Origin of the sequence: Micromonospora fluostatini, assembly GCF_050410825.1 — a bacterium.
GTDB lineage: Bacteria > Actinomycetota > Actinomycetes > Mycobacteriales > Micromonosporaceae > Micromonospora > Micromonospora rosaria.
In genome coordinates, this window is sequence record NZ_CP191251.1 from 1,601,470 (window position 1) to 1,625,186 (window position 23,717).

A 23,717-nucleotide genomic window follows, 5' to 3' on the forward strand; every position below is an offset into this window, starting at 1 on the left:
TGGACCGATCGAGCGATCGGAAACAGTCAATTAAGGGTGGGGAAACATTCCCGCAACGATGCGCGCACAGGCTTTCCCTGCCTGATGACAGCCGTGGATCCGGCCGGTGTCCACCCGCCGGCCGGTTCCGCCGACCGCCACACCACGGACCGCACCGCGCACCCTGAGAAGACTCGACAAACGACAGTACGAAAACTGGGGAACCGGCGGTTGCCGGTTTCCGGTGGCACCGTGCGAATCGGCGCCCGACGCCACTCGTCGACGACTGTTTCCGCACGCCGACCACCGCCCATAACCGATCACTGCTCCGACGCAGCGCGCAGGGAGAATTGATGACATCGTTCCGGGGCCGCATCCTGGCGGGTGCCCTGACCCTGGTCGCCACGGCCGCCCTGGCCGCGTGCGGCAGCAAGACCACCGACGCGGGATCCGGTACGGGCGTCAGCGCCGACGTCTCCGGCGACACCGTCAAGGTCGGCCTGCTCAACTCGCTCTCCGGCACCATGGCCATCAGCGAGGTCACCGTCCGTGACTCGATCATGCTCGCCATCGAGGAGATCAACGCCGCCGGTGGCGTCCTCGGCAAGAAGATCCAGCCGGTCTCCGAGGACGGCGCCTCCGACTGGCCCACCTTCGCCGAGAAGGCGGAGAAGCTGATCAGCCAGGACCGCGTCGCCGCCGTCTTCGGCTGCTGGACCTCGGCCAGCCGCAAGGCCGTGAAGCCGGTCTTCGAGCGCAACAAGGCGCTGCTGTTCTACCCGGTGCAGTACGAGGGTCTGGAGCAGTCCCCGTACATCTTCTACACCGGCGCGACCACCAACCAGCAGATCGTCCCCGGGCTGGACTACCTCAAGTCCCAGGGGAAGAAGTCCGTCTACCTGGTGGGCAGCGACTACGTCTTCCCCCGCACCGCGAACAAAATCATCAAGGCGTACGCCGAGGCGAACGGGATGACCGTCCTCGGTGAGGACTACGCCCCGCTCGGCTCCACCGAGTTCGGCACCATCGTCAACAAGGTGCGCTCGTCGAAGGCCGACGCGGTCTTCAACACCCTCAACGGGGACAGCAACGTCGCCTTCTTCAAGGAGTACACCTCCGCCGGGCTGACCGCCGCGACCATGCCGGTGGTCTCGGTGTCGATCGCCGAGGAGGAGGTCAAGGGCATCGGCACCCAGTACCTGACCGGCCAGTTGACCGCCTGGAACTACTACCAGACCACCCCGGGCGCGGCGAACGAGAAGTTCGTCGCCGCGTACAAGGCGAAGTACGGCGCGGAGAAGCCGACCAGCGACCCGATGGAGGCCGCGTACGTGGCGGTGCACCTGTGGAAGGCGATGGTGGAGAAGGCCGGCTCCTTCGACGTGGAGCAGGTCCGGTCCGCCGCCGACGGGATCACCTTCGAGGCTCCCGAGGGGACGGTGACCGTGGACGGCGCCACCCAGCACATCGCCAAGACCGCCCGGATCGGCCGGATCGGCGCGGACGGCCTGATCACCGAGGTGTGGAACTCCGGGCAGCCGATCACGCCCGACCCGTACCTGAAGAGCTACCCCTGGGCGAGCGGCCTGAGCTGACCGACCCCGGCCCGGACGGGACACCCCGTCCGGGCCGGCCCACCCCGTACGGAGTGCCCACCGTGACAGTCCTCTTCGGCCAACTCTTCACCGGCGTCAGCATCGGCGCGGTCCTGTTGCTCATCGCGCTCGGGCTGGCGCTCACCTTCGGCCAGATGAACGTGATCAACATGGCGCACGGCGAGTTCATCATGGCCGGCGCCTACACCACCTACGTGCTCCAGCAGACCATCACCGCGGCCGGTTGGTCGCTGCTGGTGGCGCTGCCGGTCGCCTTCGTGGTGGCCGGCACGATGGGCGTGCTGCTGGAGGTGCTGCTGATCCGCCGCCTCTACGCCCGCCCGCTGGACACCCTGCTGGTCACCTGGGGTGTCTCGCTGATCCTGCAACAACTGGCCCGGGACGTCTTCGGCAGCCCCAACGTGCAGACCCGCGCCCCGGACCTGCTCACCGGCAACATCGCGTTGCCCGGCGGGCTCACCGTGGCCAACAACCGGCTGTTCATCCTGGCGCTGGCCGTGGCGGCGGTGGTGGCGCTGACCCTCGCGCTGCGGCTGACCCCGCTCGGCCGCCGGATCCGCGCCGTCGTGCAGAACCGCGACCTGGCCGCCGTCTCCGGCATCGCCACCGCCCGGGTGGACCGGACGACCTTCTTCGTCGGCTCCGGGCTGGCCGGCCTCGCCGGGGTGGCGCTCACCCTGCTCGGCCCGATCGGCCCGACCATGGGCACCAACCTCATCATCGACGCCTTCCTGGTCGTCGTGGTCGGCGGGATCGGCCAGCTCAAGGGGAGCGTCATCGTCGCCTTCGCGCTCGGCGTGCTCCAGGCGACCGGCGAGTACCTGACCACCCTCAGCGTCGCCAAGGTGCTCGTCTTCGTGGCGATCGTCGCGTTCCTCCAGTGGCGGCCCCAGGGGCTGTTCACCCTGCGTACCAGGAGTCTCGCGTGAGCACCGTGACCGCACCGACCGGCCGTACCCCCGATCCGGCGGCCGGCGGCAGACGACGGGGTCTGCTGCCGGGCGGCGGCCCGGCCCGCGCCGCCGCCGGCTTCGCCCTCGGCGCGGCGCTGCTCTTCGCCGTCGCCCCGCTGGCGCTGTCGGACTTCCGGCTCTCCCTGCTGGCCAAGTACCTCTGTTTCGCCATGGTGGCGATCGGCATCGGCATCGCCTGGGGGCGGGGCGGGATGCTCACCCTCGGGCAGGGCGTCTTCTTCGGCCTCGGCGGCTACGCGATGGCCATGCACCTCAAGCTCGCCGACGCGGGCCCGGGTGAGCTGCCCGACTTCATGCAACTGTACGGCCAGCTCGACGAGCTGCCGTGGTGGTGGCGACCGTTCGCCAGCCCGTGGTTCGCGCTGCCCGCCACCGTGCTGCTGCCGATGGCGGTCGCCTTCGGGCTCGGCTCGCTGGTGTTCCGGCGGAAGGTGCGCGGGGCGTACTTCGCCATCCTCAGCCAGGCCCTGGCCATGGCGATGGTGATCCTGCTGGTCGGCCAGCAGGGCACCACCGGCGGCACCAACGGCCTCACCGACATCCAGGGCTTCTTCGGCTACGCGCTGACCGACCCGGTCAACCAGCGGATGGTGTACCTCGTCATCGCCGGCACCCTGCTGGCCCTGCTCCTCCTGGCCCGCCAGCTCATCCAGAGCCGGTACGGCGAACTGCTGGTCGCGGTCCGCGACGGCGAGGAACGGGTCCGGTTCCTCGGGTACGACCCGGCCAGCGTGAAACTGGTCGCCTACGTGGTGGCCGCCGGGATGGCCGGGCTGGCCGGGGCGCTCTTCGTGCCGGCGGTGGGGATCATCTCGCCCGCGATGATCGGCATCGTCCCGTCGATCGAGTTCGTCATCGGGGTGGCGGTCGGTGGCCGGGCCACCCTGCTCGGCCCGGTGCTCGGGGCGGTCGCGGTGGCCTGGGCGAAGACCGCGCTGTCCGAGCGGTTCCCGGGCGGCTGGACGTACCTGCAGGGGTTGATGTTCGTGCTGGTCGTGGCCTTCCTGCCGGGTGGCCTGGCCGCCCTGGTGGGGCTGGGCCGCCAGCGCGGCGACGACCCGGACCGACGCCGCTGGTGGCGACGCCGCAGACGGGAGGTGCCCGCCGGGGTCGGCACGACCGTGCCGGTCGAGGGCGCCGGCGCGCCCGAGGCGACCGACGGCGCCGGGCTGGCCGGCGCCCGGACGGGGGTGACCGCATGAGCGAGCAGCGTCCCGACGGCCTGCGCATCCGCGACCTGCGGGTCACCTTCGACGGGTTCACCGCCGTCGGCGGCGTCGACCTCGACGTGGCCCCCGGCGACATCCGGTTCCTCATCGGACCCAACGGGGCGGGCAAGACCACCCTGGTCGACGCGGTCACCGGCCTGGTCCGGGCCACCGGGTCGGTCCGGTTCGGCGACACCGAACTGCTCGGCCGGGACGTGCACCGGATCGCCCGGCTCGGCGTCGGCCGGACCTTCCAGACCGCCGCCGTCTTCGAGGAACTCTCCGTCCTGCAGAACCTCGACATCGCCGCCGGGGCCGGGCGGAGCTGGTGGAGCCTGGCCCGGCGACGCCGACGGACCCCCGACGAGGTGGCCGAGGCGCTGGAGACGATCGGCCTAGCCGACCGGCCGGACCAGCTCGCCGGCACCCTCGCCCACGGGCAGAAGCAGTGGCTGGAGATCGGCATGCTGCTGGTCCAGAACGCCCGGCTGCTCCTGCTCGACGAGCCGGTGGCCGGGATGAGCCACGACGAGCGGGACGCCACCGGCGCCCTGCTGGAGACGGTCAGCCGGGACCGCACGGTCGTGGTGATCGAGCACGACATGGACTTCCTGCGCCGGTTCGCCCGCACGGTGACCGTGCTGCACGCCGGCCGGGTACTCAGCGAGGGCAGCGTGGCGCAGGTCCAGGCCGACCCGCGTGTGCAGGAGGTCTACCTCGGCGTCGACAGCGGTACGGAGGCGTGATGTTGACACTGCGGGACGTGCACGCCGGGTACGGGCGCAGCCGGGTGCTGCACGGGGTGGACCTGACCGTCGAGGCCGACCAGGTGGCCGGCGTGCTGGGCCACAACGGGGCCGGCAAAAGCACCCTGCTGCGGGTGGCCGTCGGCCTGCTGCGCCCCCGCTCCGGCCGGGTGGAGCTGGACGGGGAGGACGTCACCCGGCTGGCCCCGCACCAGCGGGTGGCCCGGGGGATGGCGTACGTGCCGCAGGGGCAGCAGTGCTTCCCGCACCTGACCGCGGCGGAGAACCTGCGCCTGGTCGCCGACGGCCGGCGCGACGGCGCGGCGGCGCTGGACGAGTCGCTGGACCTCTTCCCGGCGCTGCGCCCGCTGCTGCGCCGCCGGGCCGGGCTGCTCTCCGGCGGCCAGCGTCAGCAACTCGCCCTGGCCCGGGCGCTGATCACCCGGCCCCGGCTGCTGCTGCTCGACGAGCCGACCGAGGGCATCCAGCCCTCGGTGGTGGTGGAGATCCAGGACCGGATCGCCGACCTGGCCGCCCGGGCCGGGATCACCGTGCTCCTGGTCGAGCAGCACCTCGGCTTCGCCCTGCGGGTGGCCCACCACTACCACGTGCTGGAGTCGGGCCGGGTCACCTCGCGGGGCGCGGGCGGGGTGACCGCCGAGGCGGAGGTCCGCCGGGCCCTGGCCGTCTGAGCGGTCACCGCACCTCGTCGTCGGTAAGACCGGGTGCGGTGACCCTTGGCAACCCCCGCCCCGGGGCCGATGCTGTATCCACAGTCATCTACCGATGTCGATGTGGAGATCCGGATGCGTCGTCACCCGATCAGCACCCTCGCCCTGGCCGCCCTGCTCGCCATCCTCCCGGCGGGGATCGCCCAGGCCCGGCCGGCAGCCCCCGCCCCCGACCCCGCCGTGGCGGCCACCGCCCTGGCCGGGGTGACCACCCCCGGCACCGCCTGGGGGCTCGACCCGGCCACCGGCCGGATGACCCTCACCCTCGACGACACCGTCGGCGCGGCCGACCGGGCCGCCCTGCGGGCCACCGCCGACCGGGCCGGGGTGGTGGTGCGTCGGGAACCGGGCCGGCTGCGCACCCTCATCGCCGGTGGGGAGGCCATCTACGGCACCGGCGGCGGGCGCTGCTCGCTCGGCGCCAACGTCCGCCGGGGCAGCACCTCCTACCTGGTCACCGCCGGGCACTGCACCGTCACCTCCGCCACCTGGTACGCCTACGGCGCCCAGACCAGCCCGCTCGGCCCCCGGGTGGGCAGCAGCTTTCCCGGCAACGACTACGGCCTGATCCAGCACACCGGCCCGCTGCCCCGGCCCAGCGCGGTCTGGACCTACCCCGGCCTGCTGCCGATCACCAACGTCGGCAACGCGACCGTCGGGCAGGCGGTCTGCCGCAGCGGCTCCACCACCGGGGTACGCTGCGGCACCGTCACCGCCCTCAACCAGACGGTCAACTACGCCCAGGGCTCGGTGTCCGGGCTGATCCGCACCAACATCTGCGCCGAGCCGGGCGACAGCGGCGGCCCGCTCTACGCCGCCTCCACCGGGACCATCCTCGGCATCCTCTCCGGCGGCAGCGGCAACTGCTCCTCCGGCGGCACCACCTACTACCAGCCGATCACCGAGATCCTCGCCGCCTACGGCCTCACCCTGCCCTGACCCCGCCCCGGACGGCCCCGCGGTGCCCCTGCCGCCGGGCCGTCCGGCCCGCCTCCGAACCCGCCCGACCGGCACGCCCGGTCCGTCCAGGGCCCCGGTCGCGGCGGGCGTCGGTTCCTGCGCCCGCGTCGGTACCCGGCCCCGGCCGGCTGCCTCGTCTCCCGGCCGGCTGTCTCGTCTCCCGGCCGGCGGCCTGGTCTCCCGGCTGGGTGCCGCGTCCCCCGGCCGGCCGGAGGAGTCTCTTGCTGTCCCTTTCGAGCTGCCCCGTTGATGAGACCGAACCGCGGCACTCCGCCCGCAGCCGGCCAGGGCCCAGGCTGTCCCGGCAGTCGCCCGCCTGCCCGCCGGGCTGTCATGCCCGACTGTCGCACCAGCCCGACCGGTACCCGGCTCACCGTGGCAGCCGACTGCGCTGTCGCCGCGAACCGCCACCGGATGAGCCCCGCCGAGTTGCTTCGGCGATGACGTCACCCGCGTTGTCGACAGGGCCTACCGTCACGTCGGCCCGGCCGCCACGGGGCGCAGGGACGCGGCGGGCGCAGGGCCTGTCCGGCACGGGGTCGGTCCGGCACGAGGGCTGTCCGGCGCGGGGCCTGTCCAACGCAGGGGCTGTCCGGCACGGGGCGTGGCTGGCGCGGGCCCCTGCTGTTGCGGAAGGCCCGGTTGGCGCGGACCTTCGGTGCCGACCGGTCGACGCGCGGGCGAGGCTGCCCCGTCTGTGGGGGCAGCTCGAAAGGGCGTTCCTCCACAGTCCATCGGCCCGGCGCGGTCTGTCGACCGCGCCTCGTGCCCTGGCCATGGAGGTCACGCCGGGCGAGCCGATGCCGCCGCCGGCGGTGGTCGTTCCGCGCCGGTCGCTGCGGCGGCGCGCTGGGCCGCGCCGGTCGCGGTAGCCGAGGCGGTGGTACCGGTCTTCGGCGGTAGGCCACCGCGTGGGTGACGGGCCCCAGCGGTGGTGACGGGCCCCGGCGGTCGTGACGGGCGGGGAGCGCGGGGCTAGCGGGCGCCGGGGGCGGGGCGGGTCGGGACGGCGAGCGCGCGGTGGAGGTTCGCGCCGAGGACGTCGGCGCGTTCCGCCGGGGTGAGCTGCTCCAGGCCGACCGGGTCGAGGGTCTGGGCGAACGAGACGTGGTCGAGGCTGGGCGGGAAGTCGGACCCCCAGTACAGCCGCCGGGTGCCGAAACGGTCCAGGAGTACGTCGACGAACGGTCGCGCCGCCGCGTGCGGCCAGGCGTGCGCGGGCTCGCTGACCGCGTACAGCCCGGAGACCTTCACCCCGACGTGGGGGAGTCGGGCCAGGTCGAGTAGCGGGGCGAGCGCCTCGGCGGCGGCCTGCGGGGCCGGGGCCGTGGGCCGGCTGCCGGGTAGCCCGAGATGGCTGAACAGCACCGGGCACCCGTCCAGGGCGGCGAGCGCGGACCCCAGCCGGGCGGTCGCGGCGGGGGTGGCGTTGAGGCTGAGCACCGCGCCGGCCCGGTTGAGCGCCGGGGCGGCCCCGGCCAGCCAGGCGGCGAACCGGTCGGCCTGGTCCGGCTCCGCCAGGTACCCGGTGACGCCCACGAAGCCCGCCGCCCACCACCGGTCCAGGTCCGTGTCGTGCGCGGGTCCGCCAGGCGGGACGTAGGCGACCGGCGCGATCCAGTCGTGCGTGGCGGCGAGGCCCGCCAGGTACGCGTTGTTGCCGGCGAAGCGCGGCTGCCCCTCGTACCCGACCACCAGCGCCCGGCTGATGCCGTGCTCGCGCCGGATGTCCTGGTACGTGGTGAGTTCGTCGCCGCCGGCGGGGGAGCGGCCGTACCGGCCCGGGTAGCCGTCGGCGAAGAGGTGCAGGTGGGCGTCAGCGCGGTCCATGGTTACGGACCATAACCCAAATTCTGCCTGGTTATTGACGTGGGGACCCCCCTGACTTAGGTTCTTGTCTCAATTAGGTCCGGATTGCAGGACGTGAGCGAGGGGTGGACCAGGTGACGCTGGCGCACGACGAGGTTGATGAGCTGGTACGGCTGCGGCGTCAGCTTCATCAACACCCCGAGCTGCGGTTTACGGAACACGAGACGGCCGCGACCCTGGCGGCGATGCTCCAGCCGCTCGGTCGGGTCCGGACCGGCATCGCCGGCACCGGCCTGCTCGTCGAGCTTGACGGAGCCGCCCCGGGCCCGGCGGTCCTTCTTCGGGCCGATATGGATGCCTATCCCGTTCAGGACGCCAAGTCCGAGCCGTACGCCTCCGGCAACGCCGGGGTCTGCCACGCCTGCGGACACGACGTGCACATGACCGTCGCCTACGGGGTGGCCGCCCGGCTCGCCGCCGCGCCCCCGGCCCGGGGCTCGGTGACGGTGCTGTTCCAGCCGGCCGAGGAGATCCCGTTCGGGGCCGCCTCGGGAGCCGCCGCCGCGCTCGCCGACGAGGCGCTGCGCGGGCGGCGCTTCGACGCCGTCCTCGGCCTGCACTGCTGGCCCGACCTGCCGGTCGGCGCGCTCGGGGTGGACCGGGCCACCGCGATGGCGGCCAAGGACGCGTTCCGGATCGAGGTGCTCGGCCGGGCCGCCCACGCCGCCACCCCGGCGCTGGGCCGCGACGCCATCCTGGGGCTCAGCGGCATGGTCAACCTGCTGCACGCCGCCGTGGCCCGGTCCCGTAACGCCGACGAGCTGGTGGCGTTCAACATCGGCACCATCGCCGGGGGCGCCAGCCAGAGCCAGGTCGCCGGGTACGCCGAGGCGACCGGCACGCTGCGCACCCACGACGAGGGCACCCGGGAGCGGCTCAAGACGGTCATCGAACGGGTCGCCCGCCAGCAGGCCGCCGCGCTCGACCTGGGCATCCGTTTCACCTGGGCCAACGAGATGCCCCCGGTACGCAACGCAGCCGAACTGGTCGCCCTGGCCCACGCCGAGCTGCCCGGCCTGGTCGAGGTGGTCGACCTGGCGGTGCCGCCGCTGACCACGGACGACTTCGCCCTGCTCGGCGCGCTCGGCCCCAGCCTGTACGTCAAGCTCGGGGTCACCGGCGACCGGGGCGGCGCGCCGCTGCACTCCGGCGCGTTCGACGTCGACGAGCGCTGCCTCGAGACCGGGGTGACCGCCCTGGACCGGCTCACCCGGGCCGTCCTCGACGGCCGGCTCGCCGCCGCCGCGGAGAGCAGCGTCGCGGCGGTGTCGGCGTGAGCGGAGCACGGGTACCCGCCGTCGCCGTGGTGGGCGCGGGCGCGTTCGGCCTGCGGCACGTCGCCGCGTACCGGTCGCTCGGGGTGCCGGTGACCGCGCTGGTCGACCCGGACCCGGCCACCCGGGCGCGGGTCGCCGCCGAGCACGACGTACCGCGCACCTTCGCCACCGTCGCGGAGTTGCTCGCCGCCGGCGCACCGGCGGCGGCGTCGGTCTGCGTACCCGGTCCCGCCCACCGGGCGGTCGCCGTCGCGCTGCTCGCCGCCGGCGTACCGGTGCTGGTCGAGAAGCCCCTCGCCGCGACGGTCGGCGACGCCGCCGCGATCGTCGCCGCCGCGCGGACCCACGGGGTGCTCTGCCAGCCGGGGCACATCCTGCGCCACAGCGCCCCGCACCGGGCGCTGTACGACGCGGTCCGCGCCGGCCGGCTCGGTCAGGTGCTGGCCGTCTCGTCGCGCCGGGACCGCCCGCGCACGCTCAGCCGGCTCTTCCCGCACGAACACCCCGCCCTGCTCACCGCCGTGCACGACATCGACCTGGCGATCTGGTACGCCCAGGCGCCGGTGGTCGAGGTGCGCGCGGCGGCCCGGACCCGACCCGGATCGGCGTCGCCGGTTCTGGTGTGGGCGGAGCTTCGGCACGCCAACGACGTCGTGTCGTCGATCCGCAACAGCTACCTCCTGCCCGAACACACCCCCAACCACACCTCGGACCTGGTCGAGGTGTACGGCACCGACGGGGTCGCGCACGTCGACCTCGGCCACCCCACCCTGCTCGTCCAGGCCGAGCGGACCGAGGCGCCGGACTGGCTGCTGTCGCCGCTCGACGGCGGCGGCGCGCTCGCCGCCGAACTGCGCCACTTCATCGGTCGGGTGACCGGCACCGAACCGTCGGCGGTCGTCCCGCTCGCCGACGGGTTGCACGTGGTGCAGGTCGCCGCAGCCGTGGCCGACAGCGCCGCCGCAGGCGGCGCTCCCCGTCGGATCTCCCCCGATCCCCTCTCCTGACAGGAGCTTCCGCCGATGTTTCGACGTAGATTGGCCGGCGTGCTCGCCGCCGGCGTGGCCGCCGCCGCGGTGCTGGCCGGGTGCGGCGGTGACGGTGCCGGCTCGGACGGCCCGGTCACCCTGAAGGTGCTCACCTGGGAGCCGGGCGGCACCGAGTACTGGCAGGCGGTGAAGACCACCTTCGAGGCCAGCCACCCGGACATCAAGCTGGAGATGCAGGCGGTCCCCTTCGACAAGTACCCCGAGGTGCAGGGGCCGTACATCACCTCGCAGTCCGGGCCGGACGTGATGGCCAACAACGCGGGGCTGGAGCTGTTCGACCGGCGGGGCGCGTACGTGCCGCTGGGCGAGAGGGCCGCCGAGATCAACAAGGACCTGGTCACCTACAGCGGGGCGTGCGAGGGCTTCGACACGAGCAAGGAGTGCTACGGCGTCCCCTTCTCGTACCAGGGCAACGTCCTCTACTACAACAAGGACGTGCTGACCGCCGCCGGGCTCGACCCGGAGAAGCCGCCGGCCACCTGGGACGAGTTCGGGGCGGCCTGCGACGCGGTGACCAAGTCCGGCAAGACCTGCCTGGCGCTGGGCCTGTCCGGCACCTTCCCGGCGTACTGGGACTTCCCGGAGATCGCCCGGAACTACCTGACCGAGGACGACATCCGGGGGCTGCTCGCCGGCACCCTGTCCTGGACGGACCCGAAGCTGGTCCAGACGCTGGAGAAGCTGGCCGAGATCACCACCAAGGGCTGGACCAACAAGAACGCCCCGTCGATCACGATGCTGCCCGACGGCGCGGACATCTTCCAGCGCGGTGACGCCGCCTTCGCCGGCACCATCATCTCCGACGCGGTGAACTGGGACGCGTTCGGCAAGGCGCTCGGCGACGACAAGCTCGGCGTCACCCGGTGGCCGGCGATCAACCCGTCCGCCCCGCTGGCGCAGAAGTTCTCCGGTATCGAGGGCGCCGTCTACGGCGTGACCAAGTGGAGCGAGAAGAAGGAGGCCGGGCTGGAGTTCATCACCTGGCTGGCCGGCAAGGAGAACGGCGAGCTGTGGGTGAAGCACGCCAAGGGGCAGCCGCTGAACACGACCGTGGACCCGTCGCTGCTGCCCTCGTCGCCGGCCTTCAAGAAGATCCAGGAACTGGTCGCCGACCCCACCCTGCACGCCGGCGTGATGCTCTCCGGGCCGGAGGCCGACGCGCTGGCCCGTGGCTGGCAGCAGGTCACCCTCGGCCAGCTCACCGTCGACAAGTGGGCCGAGCAGATGCAGCAGGCGCTGGAGCGCAGCCCCACCAAGCAGCAGGGCCGCTAGTCGCACCGGGTGGGGTGGCGCCGTGCCGCCCCACCCGGCCAGTCCGGGGGAGGACAACCCGATGAGCATCTCCACCGCGCCGGCCAAGGGGCCGGCCGTCGCGACACCTCCATCCCCGCCGGGCCGCGCCCGGCGGCGGCCCGGGCACGCCCGGGAGTGGTGGTTCGGCGCCCTGCTGGTCCTGCCGGCGGTGGCCCTGGCGGTCACCTTCAAGGTGGTACCGCTGGTCCGGGGCGTCATCACCAGCTTCGAATCCTCCAGCGGATTCGGCGACAGCTCCTTCGCCGGGCTGGACAACTACACCCGGATGTTCGACGACCCGGTGGTCCTGGCCAGCTTCCGCAACGCCCTGCTGGTGGTCGCCACGCTGCCGATCTGGATCGTGTTCCCGCTGGTCCTGGCGGTGCTGATCCACCAGCGGGCACCGGGCTGGAAGTTCTTCCGGGCCGTCTACTTCATCCCGTACACCATCGCGCCGATCGTCGTCGGCATCATGTTCCGGCAGATCCTCGCCCCGGACGGGCCACTCAACGCCGGACTGCGCGCGGTCGGGCTGGAGCCGCTGGCCATCGAGTGGCTCAACGGGCAGAACAGCGCGCTCTTCTCGCTGGTCGCGGTCGCCCTGTGGAGCCTCTTCGGCCTGGGCGTGATGACCTACCTGGCCGGGCTGGCCACCATCCCCGACGAGGTGATGGAGGCCGCGTACCTGGACGGGGCCGGTTTCTGGCGGCGACTGTTCTCGGTGGTGGTGCCGATGCTGCGACCCACCGTGGCGTACTGGAGCGTGCTCTGCGCCTCCGGTGTGCTGATCTGGCTCTTCCCGCTGATCTACGCGCTGACCCAGGGCGGTCCGGGCAACGCCACCATGCTCCCCGAGTACCTGGTCTTCCTCACCACCTTCCAGTTCCTCGACCGGGGCTACGGCTCGGCCATCGGTATCGCCCTGTTCGTCTTCGTCGCCGTGTTGTCGATCTTCAGCGTGCGGCACATGTTCACAGAGGGGACCCGTAAGCCGCGATGAACCGGCGACACTCCGCCCAGATCGGGCGCTACCTGTTGATCTTCGCCCTGGCGGTGGTCTCGGTGGCGGCGCTGTACCCGCTGCTGTTCACCGTGGTCAGCTCGCTGAAGACGCAGACCGGGTTCGCCCGGGACCCGCTGGGCCTGCCCACCAGTGGCATCACCTTCGACAACTACGTCGAGGCGTTCAAGCGGATGGACATGCCCCGGCTGCTGCTCAACTCGATCATCACCACGGTCGCCGGGCTGGTGCTGTCGGTGGTGGCCGCGATGCTGGTCGCGTACACCGTGACCAAGCTGCGGTTCCGGGGCGGCAAGCTGGTCTTCCTGCTGATCATCGTCACCCTGACCATCCCCAGCCAGGCGATCATCTACCCGCTGTACCAGACCGTGCTGGACCTGGGCATGTCCGGGGAGTACCAGGGGCTGATCCTGGCGTACGCCGCGTTCGGGCTGCCGCTGGGCACGTACCAGCTCGCCGGGTACTTCCAGCAGGTGCCCGACGAGCTGATCGAGGCGGCCCGGGTCGACGGGGCCGGACACTTCACCATCCTGTTCCGGCTGCTCGCCCCGATCGCCACCCCGGCACTGGCCGCCCTGGCCATCTTCAACTTCGTCTGGATGTGGAACGACCTGCTGCTGCCGCTGGTCATCATGGGCGGCTCGGACTCCAAGACGCTGATGGTCGGGGTCTCCATGCTCAGTGGCCAGTACGACGTGTCGGTGCCGCTGGTCAGCGCCGGCCTGATCGTCGCCCTGCTCCCGGTGCTCATCATCTACCTGGTGTTCCAGCGTCAGCTCGTCTCCGGCGCGCTGGCCGGCTCCGGCAAGTGAACAGCGGCTCCCGGCTGCCCGCCCCCGACCCCGGCACCGGGTCGGGGGCGGGCCGCGTCACCCCGCCGAGCGGCCCGGGGGAGCAGGTCTGTCACCTGTACCGGCTGCGCCCCGGGGCGGAGGCCGAGTACGAACGACGGCACGCCGACCTCTGGCCGGAGATGACCGCCCTGCTCGACGCGGCGGGCGTGTACGACTACCACATCTACCGGCACGGCCTGTTGCTGATCTGCGTGCTGCGGACCCGGTGGGGCTTCGACCACACCCGCCGGGTCACCGGCGCGTCCGAGGTGCAGGCCCGCTGGACGGCGTCGCTGGCGCACCTGTTCGCCGAGATCGCCGACGCCGACGGGGAGCCACTGTGGGCGTACCCGGTCTTCCACCACCCCGGCCGCCCGCCGGCCCCCTGATCGCGGCCTGGTACGCCCCGGGGCCCGACGGAACTCCGCCGGGCCCCGGGGTGCCGGTGTGAAGAAGGGGCCCCTGCTCTACCGGAAGCGTTAACAGGGGGCCCTTCCTTACACCGCGTAGGCGACGGAGCCGTCGGCGCGGTACGGGATGCGGGTGAGCGGACGGCCGGTCAGGTCCAGCGGGGTCTCGTCGGTGAGGTCGAGGGTGACGCCGAGTCCCGGCTCGGTGGGGACCGGCAGGTAGCCACCCTCGCGGCGGACGCAGGCGCGGGCCGGGCCGTCGACGAGGGCGTCGTCGAGGGGGGAGTACTCCTGGGTCACGAAGTTCGGGATCGCGGTGTCCAGGTGTACCGAGGCCATGGTGAGCAGCGGGCCGAGGCAGTTGTGGCTGACCACGGCGGCGTGGTACGACTCGGCCAGCGCGGCGATCTTGCGGGCGTGGCTGATCCCGCCGGCCAGGCCGAGGTCGGGGCGGACGTACTGGGCGCCGCCCTGGGCCAGCAGCTCCTTGAACTCCCAGATGGTGTGCAGCCGCTCGCCGTTGGCCATCGGCACCCCCAGCGCCCGCCGGCTCACCGCCGCCTGGCTGCTCACGCTGTCGATCTGGATCGGGTCCTCCACCATCAGCGGCAGCAGCCGACCCACCGCCGGGACCACCGCCTCGGCCTGCAACGGGGTGAGCTTGCGGTGCAGCTCGATGAGCAGGTCGACGTCCGGGCCGACGGCGTCGCGCACGGCGGCGGTGGTGGCCTCGGTCTCGGTGACCAGCCGGGCCAGCGACAGGTCGCCGTAGTTCGCCGGCAGCGGGTCGAACTTCACCGCGGTGAACCCGTCGGCGACCGCCGCGGCGGCCTGCGCGGCCAGGGCCTCGGCGCCGGTGCCGGGCAGCAGCAGGTGCAGCCGGATCCGGTCGCGGACCCGGCCGCCGAGCAGTTGCCAGACCGGCACCTCCAGGCGCTTGCCGAGCAGGTCCCACAGGGCCAGGTCGACCGCGGAGACGGCGGCGGTGAGCACCGAGCCCCGGAACGGCCCCATCCGGTACAGGTGGTGCCAGTGGTGCTCGATCCGGTCCGGGTCGGCGCCGAGCAGGTACGGGCGGAAGGTCTCCACCACCGCGTGCACCGCGCCCGGGTAGCCCCAGCAGGCCGACTGGCCGACCCCGACCAGCCCGGCCGAGGTGTGGACCTGGACGAAGTGCGCGTCGCCCCGCACCACCGACTCGACGGCGGTGATCTCCATGCTGCCCCCAAATTAGAGACCAATAACGGCCACAAACTTGCCTCTGCACTCTTCCATAGCATGATGTCCCTGGTCTAGGCTCCAATCCGAACGAGCCGGAATAGGGCTCTAAATCTTCACTGGGGGTGTGATGGGTCTGCCGGACGACTACCGGGCGATGGCCCGGATCCGCCGGTTCGAGGAGCGGCTGGCCGCCCTCAAGGACGACGGCGAGATCCCGGGCTCGATCCACCTGTGCAACGGTCAGGAGGCGATCCCGGTCGGTGCCGCCCGCGCGCTGCGCGACGGCGACCACGTCACCGCGACCTACCGCGGCCACGGCTGGGCGCTGGCCCGGGGCGTGGACATGGCCGGACTGTTCGCCGAGATGATGGGGCGCGACTCGGCCGTCAACGGCGGCCGGGCCGCCTCGCCGTACCTGTCCGACCCGGGCCGCTGGTTCGTCGGGGAGAACTCGATCGTCGGCGCCGGGGTGCCGATCGCCACCGGGGCGGCGCTGACCGCCCAGCGCACCGGCAGCGGCGCGGTCTCCGTGGTCAGCATCGGCGACGGCGCGATGAACCAGGGCAACGTGCACGAGGCGATCAACCTCGCCGCCGTGCTCGACCTGCCGCTGGTCCTGGTCGTGGAGAACAACGTCTACTCGGAGATGTCCCGGATCGAGGACATGGTCCGCGTCCGGCAGCTCGCCGAGCGGGCCGCCGGGTACGGCGTGCCCGGCCGGGTGGTCGACGGCAACGACCCCGACGCGGTCGCCGAGGCGCTCACCGAGGCGGTCACCCGGGCCCGGGAGGGCTCCGGCCCGTCCATCGTGGAGGCGATGACCGAGCGCCTGGTCGGCCACTACAGCGGGGACGTGCAGCACTACCGGCCGGCCGGCGAGATCGCCGCCGCCCGCGAGCGGGAGCCGCTGGCCCGTATCCGTCAGGCCGCCGACGCCGAGCTGACCGCCTGGCTCGACGCCATCGACGCCGAGGTGGCCGCCGAGGTGGAGGCCGCCGTCACCGCCGCCCGCGAGGTGCCGTACCCGGACCCGGCGACCGCCAAGGAGCACGTCTATGTCTGAGTCGCTGCGCTACATCCAGGCCGTCAACGCGGCGCTGACCTGGGCGCTGGACAGCCGGACCGACACCGTCTACTTCGGTGAGGACGTGGCCCTGCCCGGCGGGCCGTTCGGTGCCACCAAGGGGCTGCACAAGCGGTTCGGCTCGGACCGCATCTTCGACACCCCGATCTCCGAGACCGGCTTCCTCGGCATGGCGCTCGGCGCGGCGATGACCGGCCTGCGCCCGATCGCCGAGATCATGTACGCCGACTTCACCTTCGTGGCGATGGACCAGATCGTCAACCAGATCGCCACCATCCACTACTCCAGCGCCGGCCGGTGGAAGGCCCCGCTGGTGATCCGGATGCAGCAGGGGTACTCGCCGGGCGCCTGCGCCCAGCACTCCCACTCGATCGAGGCGTACCTCGCGCACACCCCCGGGCTGCGGGTGGCGTTGCCGGCCACCCCGGACGACGCGTACCAGATGCTGCGCACCGCCGTGACCAGCGACGACCCGGTGGTGGTCGCGGAGGCCCGGATGCTCTACCCGACCCGTGGCCCGGTGCGCACCGACGCGGAGGTGGAGCCCGTCGGCGGGGCCCGGGTGGTCCGCTCCGGCGCCGACGCGACCGTGGTGGCCTGGTCCCGGATGGTCCCGGCGGCCCTGGCCGCCGCCGACCAGCTCGCCGCCGAGGGCATCGAGACCGAGGTGGTCGACCTGCGCTGGCTCAACCCGCTCGACTTCGACACCGTGGCCGCCTCGGTGGCCCGCACCGGCCGGCTGGTCGTCGCCCACGAGGCGAACCTGACCGGTGGGTTCGGCGCGGAGATCGCCGCGCGGGCCGCCGCCGAGTGCTTCGCCGACCTGCGCGCCCCGGTGGCCCGGGTGGCCGCCCCGGACGTGCCGATGCCGGCCGCCCCGGCCCTGCAGAAGGCCGTGGTGCCCGAGGCCGAGCACGTGGTCGAGGCGGTCCGCCGGACGGTCCGACGGTGACCGGCGGCACCCCGGCGGCCGGCCTGCTGGCCGGCCGCCGGGTGGTCGTCGTCGGCGGTGCCTCCGGCATCGGCCTGGCCACCGTGCGGGCCGCCGCGGCGGCCGGCGCGGCCGTGGCGGTGCTCGACGCCGACGCCGACGGGGCGGCCGGCGCCGCCGCGCAGGCCCGCGCCGTCGGCGCGACCGCCTGCGCCCGCCCGGTCGACGTGACCGACGAGGCGCAGGTCGCCGCGGCGCTCGACGCGGTCGCCGCCGAGCTGGGCGGCATCGACGCGGTGCTGCACGTCGCGGGCGTCATGCGCGGGCAGGGTACGGCCGTCGCCGACGTCCCGCTGGAGCTGTGGCAGCGGGTGATCGCGGTCAACCTCACCGGGCCGTTCCTGGTCGCCAAGCACGCCACCCGGCACCTGACCGGTGGCGACGGGGTGCTCGTCCTGGTCGGCTCCAAGGCCGGCGTGCAGACCGGGTCCGGCTCGGTACCCTACGGCGCGAGCAAGGGAGGACTGCACGGTCTGGCGTTGACGCTGGCCCGCCAGCTCGGTCCACAGGGGATCCGGGTGCACACGCTCTGTCCCGGTGACATCGACACGCCACTGATGCGGCGGTCGCTGGACGAGGCGCGGGTTAACGGCACCGACGGCGCCCAGGTGGCCCGGATCGAGGCGGCCCTGGGCCGGCCCGAGGACGTGGCGTCGGTGCTGGTGCTGCTGGCGGCACCGGTCAGCGCCGGCCTCGCCGGCACCGTCTACACCGGCTGAGCAGCCCGACCCCGACGGCCAGGGCGACGACGTGGAGGCAGCATCGTGATCGGGATCATCGGCCCGGAGGACTCGATCCGGCTCGTGCAGGAGGTGGCGGCCGGGGAGGGGCGCGCGGAGGAGGTGACCGCCCGCGCGTACACCAACCCCGAGCAGGCCCCGGAGCTGGCCCGGGAGCTGGACGACCTGTGCCAGGTGCTGCTCTTCACCGGGCGCATCCCGTACGCCTTCGCCGCCGCGGCCGGCGGGCTGCGCGCCGAGATCGACTACATCCGGCACGCCGGGATCGACCTGTACCGGACGCTGTCCCGGATGCTGCTGGCCGGCGGCGGTGAACTGCCCCGGGTCAGTGTGGACACCATCGAGGCGGACACCGTCCGGGAGACGTACCACGACATCGAGCTGGAGCCGCCCACCGAGATCCTGCCGATCGCGGACTCGTCCGGGCTGCTCTTCTCCGGCCTGGCCGAGATCACCGCCTACCACCGGGAGCGGTACGAGTCCGGGGCGGTGCAGGCGTGCCTGACCTGCCTCGGCGCGGTGCACCGGGAACTGCGCGAGCGCGGGGTGCCGGTGTGGCGGGTCGAGCACACCCGCGCCTCGGTCCGCGACGCGTTGCGCCGGGCCTGGCTCGCCGCCGAGGTACGCCAGTCCCGGGCCACCCAGATCGCCGTGATGATGGTCGAGCTGGCCGACTCGGGCCCCCGCCAGCAGGACCCGTACCAGGCGGAACGGCAGCGGCTGCGGCTGCGCGAGGCGCTGCTGGAGCACGCCGAGCGGATGCGCGGCCGGCTGAACGCCATCGACGACCGCACCCTGCTGATCACCACCACCCGGGGCACCGTGGAGAGCGCCATCGCCCGGCACCGCGCCGGCCACGCCTCCCTGCTCGCCCTGCGCGGCGTCGACGGCGAGCACACCGTCGGCTTCGGCGCGGGCACCACCATCGCCGCCGCCGAGGCCAACGCCCGTCAGGCCCTCGCGCTCGGCCGGGCCGGCGGCACGCACGTGGTCTTCCCCGACGGGGAGATCTACTCGACCCGGGAGAGCGCGGTCAAGCAGCGGCTGCGCGAGACCGCCCCCGGGGTGCTGCGGGTCTCCGAGCAGTTGCGGCTCGGGCCGCTGTCCACCCGCCGGCTGCTGGAGGCGCTGCACCAGATGGACCCCAACCAGGTCACCGCCCGGGGCCTGGCCGACGCGTACGGGGTGGAGACCCGCTCGGCCCGCCGGCTGCTCAAGTCGCTGCGCGCGGCCGGGTTCGCCGAGGAGGTCGGCGTGCACGTCAGCACCGGGGCCGGCCGGCCGCAGACCGTCTACCGGGTGGCCATGCAGCGCCTGGTCGGGGCGATCGGGGCGGACACGTGAGGTTCACGCCGACGTACCTGGTCACCGCCACCTTCGCCGCCGACGCGGCCCGCCGCCGGGAACCGCACCGGGCCGCCCACCTGGCCCACGTGCGGGCGCTGCTCGCCGACGGCACGGCCCTGGTCGCCGGAGCGCGGGCCGACCTGCGCGCCTCCGTGCTCGTGCTGCGGGCCCCCGACGCGGCGGCGGCCCGCGCCCTCGTCGAACACGATCCGTACTGGCAACACCGGGTGTGGACGGCCATCGAGGTCATCGACTACCTCGCCGCCACCCCGCAGTCCCTCGGGAGGTCATGATGTCGCAGTACCGCCAGGTCCCCGGAGTGCGGGTGCTCGGCGCCGAACACGCGCCGTACCCGGCCACGCTGCTGGCCGACGCGCTCGGGGAGGGGACCGAGCCGGTGCGGTTCACCGCCGACCCGGCGCTGCCCGAGGGCGGGTACCGGATCGAGGTGCCGGCCACCGGGGAGATCCGGATCGTCGGCGACCCGTTCGCCGGCCTGGTGTACGCCACCCGCGACCTGCTGGCCCGCGGCACCCCCGCCGGCCTGCCCGTGGGCTCGTGGGACAGCACGCCGGGTTTGCCGCTGCGCACCCTGTGGACCTGGGACCACTCCACCAACTGGGACCTGCGCCAGCTCGGCCAGCAGGAGATCGGCGCGCTGAACCCGTACGCCAAGGGGGCCGACGCGTTCGGTGCCGACTACCGGCGGCTGGTCGACTTCTGCAGCCGCGAGCGGATCGGCGGGATCGTCGTGTACGGCCTGCTGCGCGACGCCCACGGCGGCGTCGAGGCGGCCCGCGAGCTGTGCGAGTACGCCAACGCCCGGGGCGTGCGGATCATCGCCGGGGTGGGGATCAACGCCTACGGCGGCATCTACTTCGACGGCCGGCACCGGTACAACCTCGCCACCTGGCTGCGGCAGCGCCCCGACCTGGCCGCCGAGCTGCCGAAGAAGGTCGGCTTCGACATCGACGAGTTCGGTGACCTGCACTTCCCGGCCAGCGAGTACATGATGGCCGCCTGCCCGTCGCAGCCGGACAACCTGGCCTGGCACCGCGACGCCATCGACTGGCTGCTGGACACCCTGCCGGTCGGCGGGATCAACTTCGAGACCGGCGACTACGGTAGCTGCGCCTGCGCGCGGTGCGCCGGGCGTACCGGCGGCGAGCGCACCTCCTGGTCGTACGAGGCGATGCGGTCGGTGTACCCGACCCTGCTGGACACCGCCCGCCGGCCCGGCCCGGCCGGGGTGCCGCTGCGCCACCTGGTCGAGGTGTACTGGGACAACATCTTCGACCTCGAGGCCCAGAAGCCCTTGACGGACCTGCCCGACGACGTGGCCTACCAGTACTGCGTCAACCGGGGCTTCTGGTACGAGCACCGGGACCGGCTCACCGGCGAGCACGTGGCGGCCCTGCCGCACACCACCAACGTGCTGCGTACCCACGCCGGCTCGCAGTGGAACCGGCAGCGGCACTCCTGGGTGCCGGAGCTGTACACCGACATGGCCACCCGCAGCGCCGCCGCCGGGCTGCGCGGGCTGACCATCTTCGCCGAGCCGTCGGCCTACCACCCGACCAACGAGGTCAGCTACCTGGCGTACGCCCGGTTCACCTGGAACCCGGAGCTGACCTGGGAGGAGTTCTGGCGCGACGAGGTGGCCCCCCGCTTCGGGGGATCGGCCGAGGCGACGGCCTTCCGGGACGGCGCGGCCCTGCTCGACGACCCGGCGGCCGGCGCGGACGCGCTGACCACGGTGCGCAATGACGCGCTGGCCATGGTCGCCGCGACCTCCGGCGAGGTGCAGCGTCGCTGGCTGTGGCTGGCCGAGCGGGCCGCCCGGCACGCCCACTCCGCCGACTGACCCCGGCGGTGGTGGTGGGAGGCTCCGAGCCGCCGGTCCGTAGCCGGCGGCCCGGGGCCTCCCACTGTCTGACCGGCGGACTCGGTGGGCGGGCGGCGGCGCTCCTCTCCGCCTCCTGTCGAGCTGCCCCGTCTGTGGGACCAGGGCTCCGGCCAGGCCGGGGAGGACCACGGCCAGGCCAGGCTGGGAGAACCACCTAGGACCGGGCACGGGGAGGGATCGGCGGTGGTCCGTCGTCCGGGCCCCGGAACCACCCCGCCACCCGTCCGGTCGGCCCCGGCGCGCCCGACCGGCCGTGCTTTGCTCGACCGGCCGTGCCCTGCCCGGTCGGCCGTGCCCTGCCCGGTCGGCCGTGGTTCGGCCCCACCATCGGTCCGGTCGGCCGTGGTTCGGCCCCGCCACCGGTTCGGCCGGCCGTGGTTCGGCCCCGCGACCGGCCCGGTCGGCCCTGGCCTGCCCGGCCGGCGTCGGCACCGAGCGGCGGACGGGGCCGTGCCCCGTCTGTGCGGGCAGCTCGACAGCCTCTCTCCGGCATCATCCCGCCGCCCTCCGCAGGGGCGGGGACGCCGTACCCGGGTCGGGTCGACCCCGGTTCCCCGGTTCAGACCGGGGAGGTCGGGGGTGGGGGGTCGTCGTCGGTCCGGTCGGCGGCGGGCAGCCAGAGCACGAAGGTGCTGCCCGCCCCGGGCCGGGAGTGCACCACCGCCTGCCCGCCGTGGGACTCGACGATCTGCCGCACGATGGCCAGCCCCAGCCCGGTCCGCCGGTCCGCCGAGCTGCCCCGGCCGGTCTCGCCGCGCCAGAACCGGTCGAAGACCCGGGACCGGTCGGCCTCCGCGATCCCCGGCCCCTCGTCGGCGACGGCCAGCCAGAGCCAGGAGCCGACCCGGCCGGTGGCCACGGTGATTGCCCCGCCGAGCGGGGAGAGGCGGACCGCGTTGGAGAGCAGGTTCCCGGCCGCCCGGCGTAGCGCGTCCGGGTCGCCGATCAGGGTCAGCCCGTCGCCGAGGGCGTACCGCAGGCGCAGCCCCCGCTCGGCGGCGAGCGGGGTGAAGTCCTCACCGGCCTCCCGGGCGACCGCGCCGAGGTCGACGTCGGTGTCGGTGAGCGCCTCGCTGTCCCGCCGGGCGGTGGCCAGCAGGTCCTCGACCAGCCGGGACATCCGGGTGGTCGCCCGGTCGACGGTGGCCACCGCGGCGGCCCGCTCCGCCTCGGTCGCCTCCGGCGAGGTGAGCGAGGCGTCCAGGTTCGCCCGGATGATCGCCAGCGGGCTGCGCAGCTCGTGCGAGGCGTCGTCGATGAGCTGCCGCTGCCCCTGGAACGCCCGGTCCAGGCGGTCCAGCATCGAGTCGATGGTGTCGGCCAGGTCGCGCAGCTCGTCGCGGGGGCCGGTGAGGTGGATCCGCCGGGACAGGTCGGTGGCCTGGATCTCCCGCGCGGTCCGGGCGATCGCCCCGACCGGGCGCAACGCCCGCCCGGACAGCACCCAGCCGATGCCGAGGCTGGCCACGAACAACCCGCCGAGGGCGATCAGCGAGTAGTCCCGCACGGTCTGCAACAGCCGCAGGTTCACCTCGTCCTCGATCTGCTGCACCTCGGCGACCTCGATGGTGGTGCCGGTCGGCACCGTACGCCCGTCGCTCTTGAGCTTGACCAGTTGCGCCTCGTACCGCTTGGTGACCGGTTTCGGGTCCACCGCCCGGTCCACCGCCACGTACGCCACCGCCAGTCCCGCCCCGGCCAGGGCGAACAGCAGCGTCGAGTAGAGCACCGTCAACCGGAACCGGATCGACCGGAACAGCTTCACGCCGCCTCCTCCCGTAGCCGGTACCCGCGCCCGACCACCGTCTCGATCGACGGCTGCGCGCCGTCGCCGGTCAGTTTGCGGCGCAACGTCCCCACGGTCACCCGCACGGTCTGGGTGAACGGGTCGGCGTTGGCGTCCCAGACGTGCTCCAGCAGCTCCTCGGCGGAGACCACCCGGCCCGGCCGGGTCATCAGGTACTCCAGCACCCCGAACTCCTTCGGGGTCAGGTGCAGCCGCCGCGGGCCCCGGTGCGCCTCGTGCCGGGCGGTGTCCAGGGTCAGCGCGCCCACGGTCAGCACCGCCGAGGTGCCGCCGGTGTCCCGCCGCAGCAGCGCCCGTACCCGGGCCAGCAGCTCCGCCAGCGCGAACGGCTTGACCAGGTAGTCGTCGGCCCCCTCGTCGAGGCCCCGGACCCGGTCGCCGAGCGCGCCCCGGGCGGTGAGCATCAGCACCCGCAGGTCCCGCCCGGCGGCCACCTCCACCTCGCCGCGGCGGATCGCCCGGCACACCGTGAACCCGTCGACGTCGGGCAGGTTGACGTCGAGCAGCATCAGGTCGTACCCGTTCACCAACAACCGGTCGTACGCCTGCGTCGCGTCCACCGCGACGTCGACGGCGTAGCCGGCCCGGGCCAGGCCGACGCGCAGGGCGCCGGCCAGGTCCTCCTCGTCCTCCACCACCAGCAGTCGCACGCGAC

Annotated in this window: 22 protein-coding genes; 18 read left to right on the top strand and 4 right to left on the bottom strand. The window is 73.5% G+C overall.

The features are described 5' to 3' along the window. Positions 1-332 precede the first annotated feature (332 nt). The 6 genes from urtA to ACQUFX_RS06755 all read left to right on the top strand — a co-directional run bounded on the left by urtA (position 333) and on the right by ACQUFX_RS06755 (position 6,193). A complete protein-coding gene (gene urtA, locus ACQUFX_RS06730; RefSeq protein ID WP_428965160.1) occupies positions 333-1,574 on the top strand; it encodes an urea ABC transporter substrate-binding protein in 1,242 nt (413 codons plus the stop codon). A 62-nt stretch (positions 1,575-1,636) separates the two neighbouring features. Beyond that, positions 1,637-2,524, top strand: a complete 888-nt coding sequence (gene urtB / locus ACQUFX_RS06735; RefSeq protein WP_428965161.1) for an urea ABC transporter permease subunit UrtB — start codon at positions 1,637-1,639, stop codon at positions 2,522-2,524. Then, entirely contained in the window at positions 2,521-3,771 is a 1,251-nt protein-coding gene (gene urtC / locus ACQUFX_RS06740) for an urea ABC transporter permease subunit UrtC (RefSeq protein WP_428965162.1), read from the top strand. Before urtB ends, urtC begins: the two co-directional genes overlap by 4 nt. Next, positions 3,768-4,523 (top strand): urea ABC transporter ATP-binding protein UrtD, encoded by a 756-nt coding sequence (gene urtD, locus ACQUFX_RS06745; RefSeq protein WP_428965163.1) that lies wholly within the window; start codon positions 3,768-3,770, stop codon positions 4,521-4,523. Before urtC ends, urtD begins: the two co-directional genes overlap by 4 nt. Further along, positions 4,523-5,215 (top strand): urea ABC transporter ATP-binding subunit UrtE, encoded by a 693-nt coding sequence (gene urtE, locus ACQUFX_RS06750; RefSeq protein WP_428965164.1) that lies wholly within the window; start codon positions 4,523-4,525, stop codon positions 5,213-5,215. The genes urtD and urtE overlap by 1 nt, the downstream gene beginning before the upstream one ends. 114 nt (positions 5,216-5,329) lie before the next feature. Next, entirely contained in the window at positions 5,330-6,193 is an 864-nt protein-coding gene (locus tag ACQUFX_RS06755) for a S1 family peptidase (protein ID WP_428965165.1), read from the top strand. 996 nt (positions 6,194-7,189) lie between these two features. Here ACQUFX_RS06755 and ACQUFX_RS06760 read toward each other — a convergent pair. After that, positions 7,190-8,044 (bottom strand): amidohydrolase family protein, encoded by an 855-nt coding sequence (locus tag ACQUFX_RS06760; RefSeq protein ID WP_428965166.1) that lies wholly within the window; start codon positions 8,042-8,044, stop codon positions 7,190-7,192. Between the two features lie 113 nt (positions 8,045-8,157). On the opposite strand from ACQUFX_RS06760, the gene ACQUFX_RS06765 reads away from it, so the two are divergent. The 6 genes from ACQUFX_RS06765 to ACQUFX_RS06790 all read left to right on the top strand — a co-directional run bounded on the left by ACQUFX_RS06765 (position 8,158) and on the right by ACQUFX_RS06790 (position 13,945). Beyond that, positions 8,158-9,360: a M20 metallopeptidase family protein gene (locus ACQUFX_RS06765; protein ID WP_428965167.1), complete on the top strand. Its 1,203-nt coding sequence runs from the start codon at positions 8,158-8,160 to the stop codon at positions 9,358-9,360. After that, complete coding sequence (locus tag ACQUFX_RS06770; protein ID WP_428965168.1) at positions 9,357-10,367, top strand: Gfo/Idh/MocA family protein; 1,011 nt, start codon at positions 9,357-9,359, stop codon at positions 10,365-10,367. The genes ACQUFX_RS06765 and ACQUFX_RS06770 overlap by 4 nt, the downstream gene beginning before the upstream one ends. A gap of 15 nt (positions 10,368-10,382) precedes the next feature. Beyond that, positions 10,383-11,681 (top strand): ABC transporter substrate-binding protein, encoded by a 1,299-nt coding sequence (locus ACQUFX_RS06775; RefSeq protein ID WP_428965169.1) that lies wholly within the window; start codon positions 10,383-10,385, stop codon positions 11,679-11,681. Positions 11,682-11,742: 61 nt separating this feature from the next. Then, entirely contained in the window at positions 11,743-12,702 is a 960-nt protein-coding gene (locus ACQUFX_RS06780) for a carbohydrate ABC transporter permease (RefSeq protein WP_428965170.1), read from the top strand. Next, complete coding sequence (locus ACQUFX_RS06785; RefSeq protein WP_428965171.1) at positions 12,699-13,535, top strand: carbohydrate ABC transporter permease; 837 nt, start codon at positions 12,699-12,701, stop codon at positions 13,533-13,535. The genes ACQUFX_RS06780 and ACQUFX_RS06785 overlap by 4 nt, the downstream gene beginning before the upstream one ends. Continuing rightward, entirely contained in the window at positions 13,532-13,945 is a 414-nt protein-coding gene (locus ACQUFX_RS06790) for an L-rhamnose mutarotase (RefSeq protein ID WP_428965172.1), read from the top strand. Before ACQUFX_RS06785 ends, ACQUFX_RS06790 begins: the two co-directional genes overlap by 4 nt. 108 nt (positions 13,946-14,053) lie before the next feature. On the opposite strand, the gene ACQUFX_RS06795 is transcribed toward ACQUFX_RS06790, so the two are convergent. Further along, the gene (locus ACQUFX_RS06795) at positions 14,054-15,184 is read right to left on the bottom strand and encodes a mandelate racemase/muconate lactonizing enzyme family protein (protein ID WP_428965173.1); all 1,131 of its coding nucleotides are present in this window, start codon (positions 15,182-15,184) and stop codon (positions 14,054-14,056) included. A gap of 130 nt (positions 15,185-15,314) precedes the next feature. Here ACQUFX_RS06795 and ACQUFX_RS06800 point away from each other — a divergent pair, with 130 nt between their 5' ends. The 6 genes from ACQUFX_RS06800 to ACQUFX_RS06825 are packed head-to-tail and all read left to right on the top strand — an operon-like array spanning position 15,315 to position 21,213. Next, entirely contained in the window at positions 15,315-16,250 is a 936-nt protein-coding gene (locus ACQUFX_RS06800) for a thiamine pyrophosphate-dependent dehydrogenase E1 component subunit alpha (RefSeq protein ID WP_428966880.1), read from the top strand. Further along, on the top strand, positions 16,243-17,223 hold the full coding sequence (locus tag ACQUFX_RS06805) for an alpha-ketoacid dehydrogenase subunit beta (RefSeq protein ID WP_428965174.1): 981 nt from the start codon (positions 16,243-16,245) through the stop codon (positions 17,221-17,223). The genes ACQUFX_RS06800 and ACQUFX_RS06805 overlap by 8 nt, the downstream gene beginning before the upstream one ends. Continuing rightward, positions 17,220-17,981, top strand: coding sequence for an SDR family NAD(P)-dependent oxidoreductase (locus ACQUFX_RS06810; protein ID WP_428965175.1), 762 nt, complete (start codon positions 17,220-17,222; stop codon positions 17,979-17,981). The genes ACQUFX_RS06805 and ACQUFX_RS06810 overlap by 4 nt, the downstream gene beginning before the upstream one ends. Positions 17,982-18,026: 45 nt before the next feature. Further along, positions 18,027-19,346, top strand: coding sequence for a helix-turn-helix domain-containing protein (locus tag ACQUFX_RS06815; RefSeq protein ID WP_067373984.1), 1,320 nt, complete (start codon positions 18,027-18,029; stop codon positions 19,344-19,346). Beyond that, positions 19,343-19,642 (top strand): YciI family protein, encoded by a 300-nt coding sequence (locus ACQUFX_RS06820; protein WP_428965176.1) that lies wholly within the window; start codon positions 19,343-19,345, stop codon positions 19,640-19,642. Before ACQUFX_RS06815 ends, ACQUFX_RS06820 begins: the two co-directional genes overlap by 4 nt. Continuing rightward, positions 19,642-21,213 (top strand): hypothetical protein, encoded by a 1,572-nt coding sequence (locus ACQUFX_RS06825; protein ID WP_428965177.1) that lies wholly within the window; start codon positions 19,642-19,644, stop codon positions 21,211-21,213. Before ACQUFX_RS06820 ends, ACQUFX_RS06825 begins: the two co-directional genes overlap by 1 nt. Before the next feature lie 601 nt (positions 21,214-21,814). On the opposite strand, the gene ACQUFX_RS06830 is transcribed toward ACQUFX_RS06825, so the two are convergent. Both ACQUFX_RS06830 and ACQUFX_RS06835 read right to left on the bottom strand, forming a co-directional pair. Next, on the bottom strand, positions 21,815-23,020 hold the full coding sequence (locus ACQUFX_RS06830) for a sensor histidine kinase (protein WP_428965178.1): 1,206 nt from the start codon (positions 23,018-23,020) through the stop codon (positions 21,815-21,817). After that, complete coding sequence (locus tag ACQUFX_RS06835; protein WP_428965180.1) at positions 23,017-23,712, bottom strand: response regulator transcription factor; 696 nt, start codon at positions 23,710-23,712, stop codon at positions 23,017-23,019. The genes ACQUFX_RS06830 and ACQUFX_RS06835 overlap by 4 nt, the downstream gene beginning before the upstream one ends. Positions 23,713-23,717 lie beyond the last annotated feature (5 nt).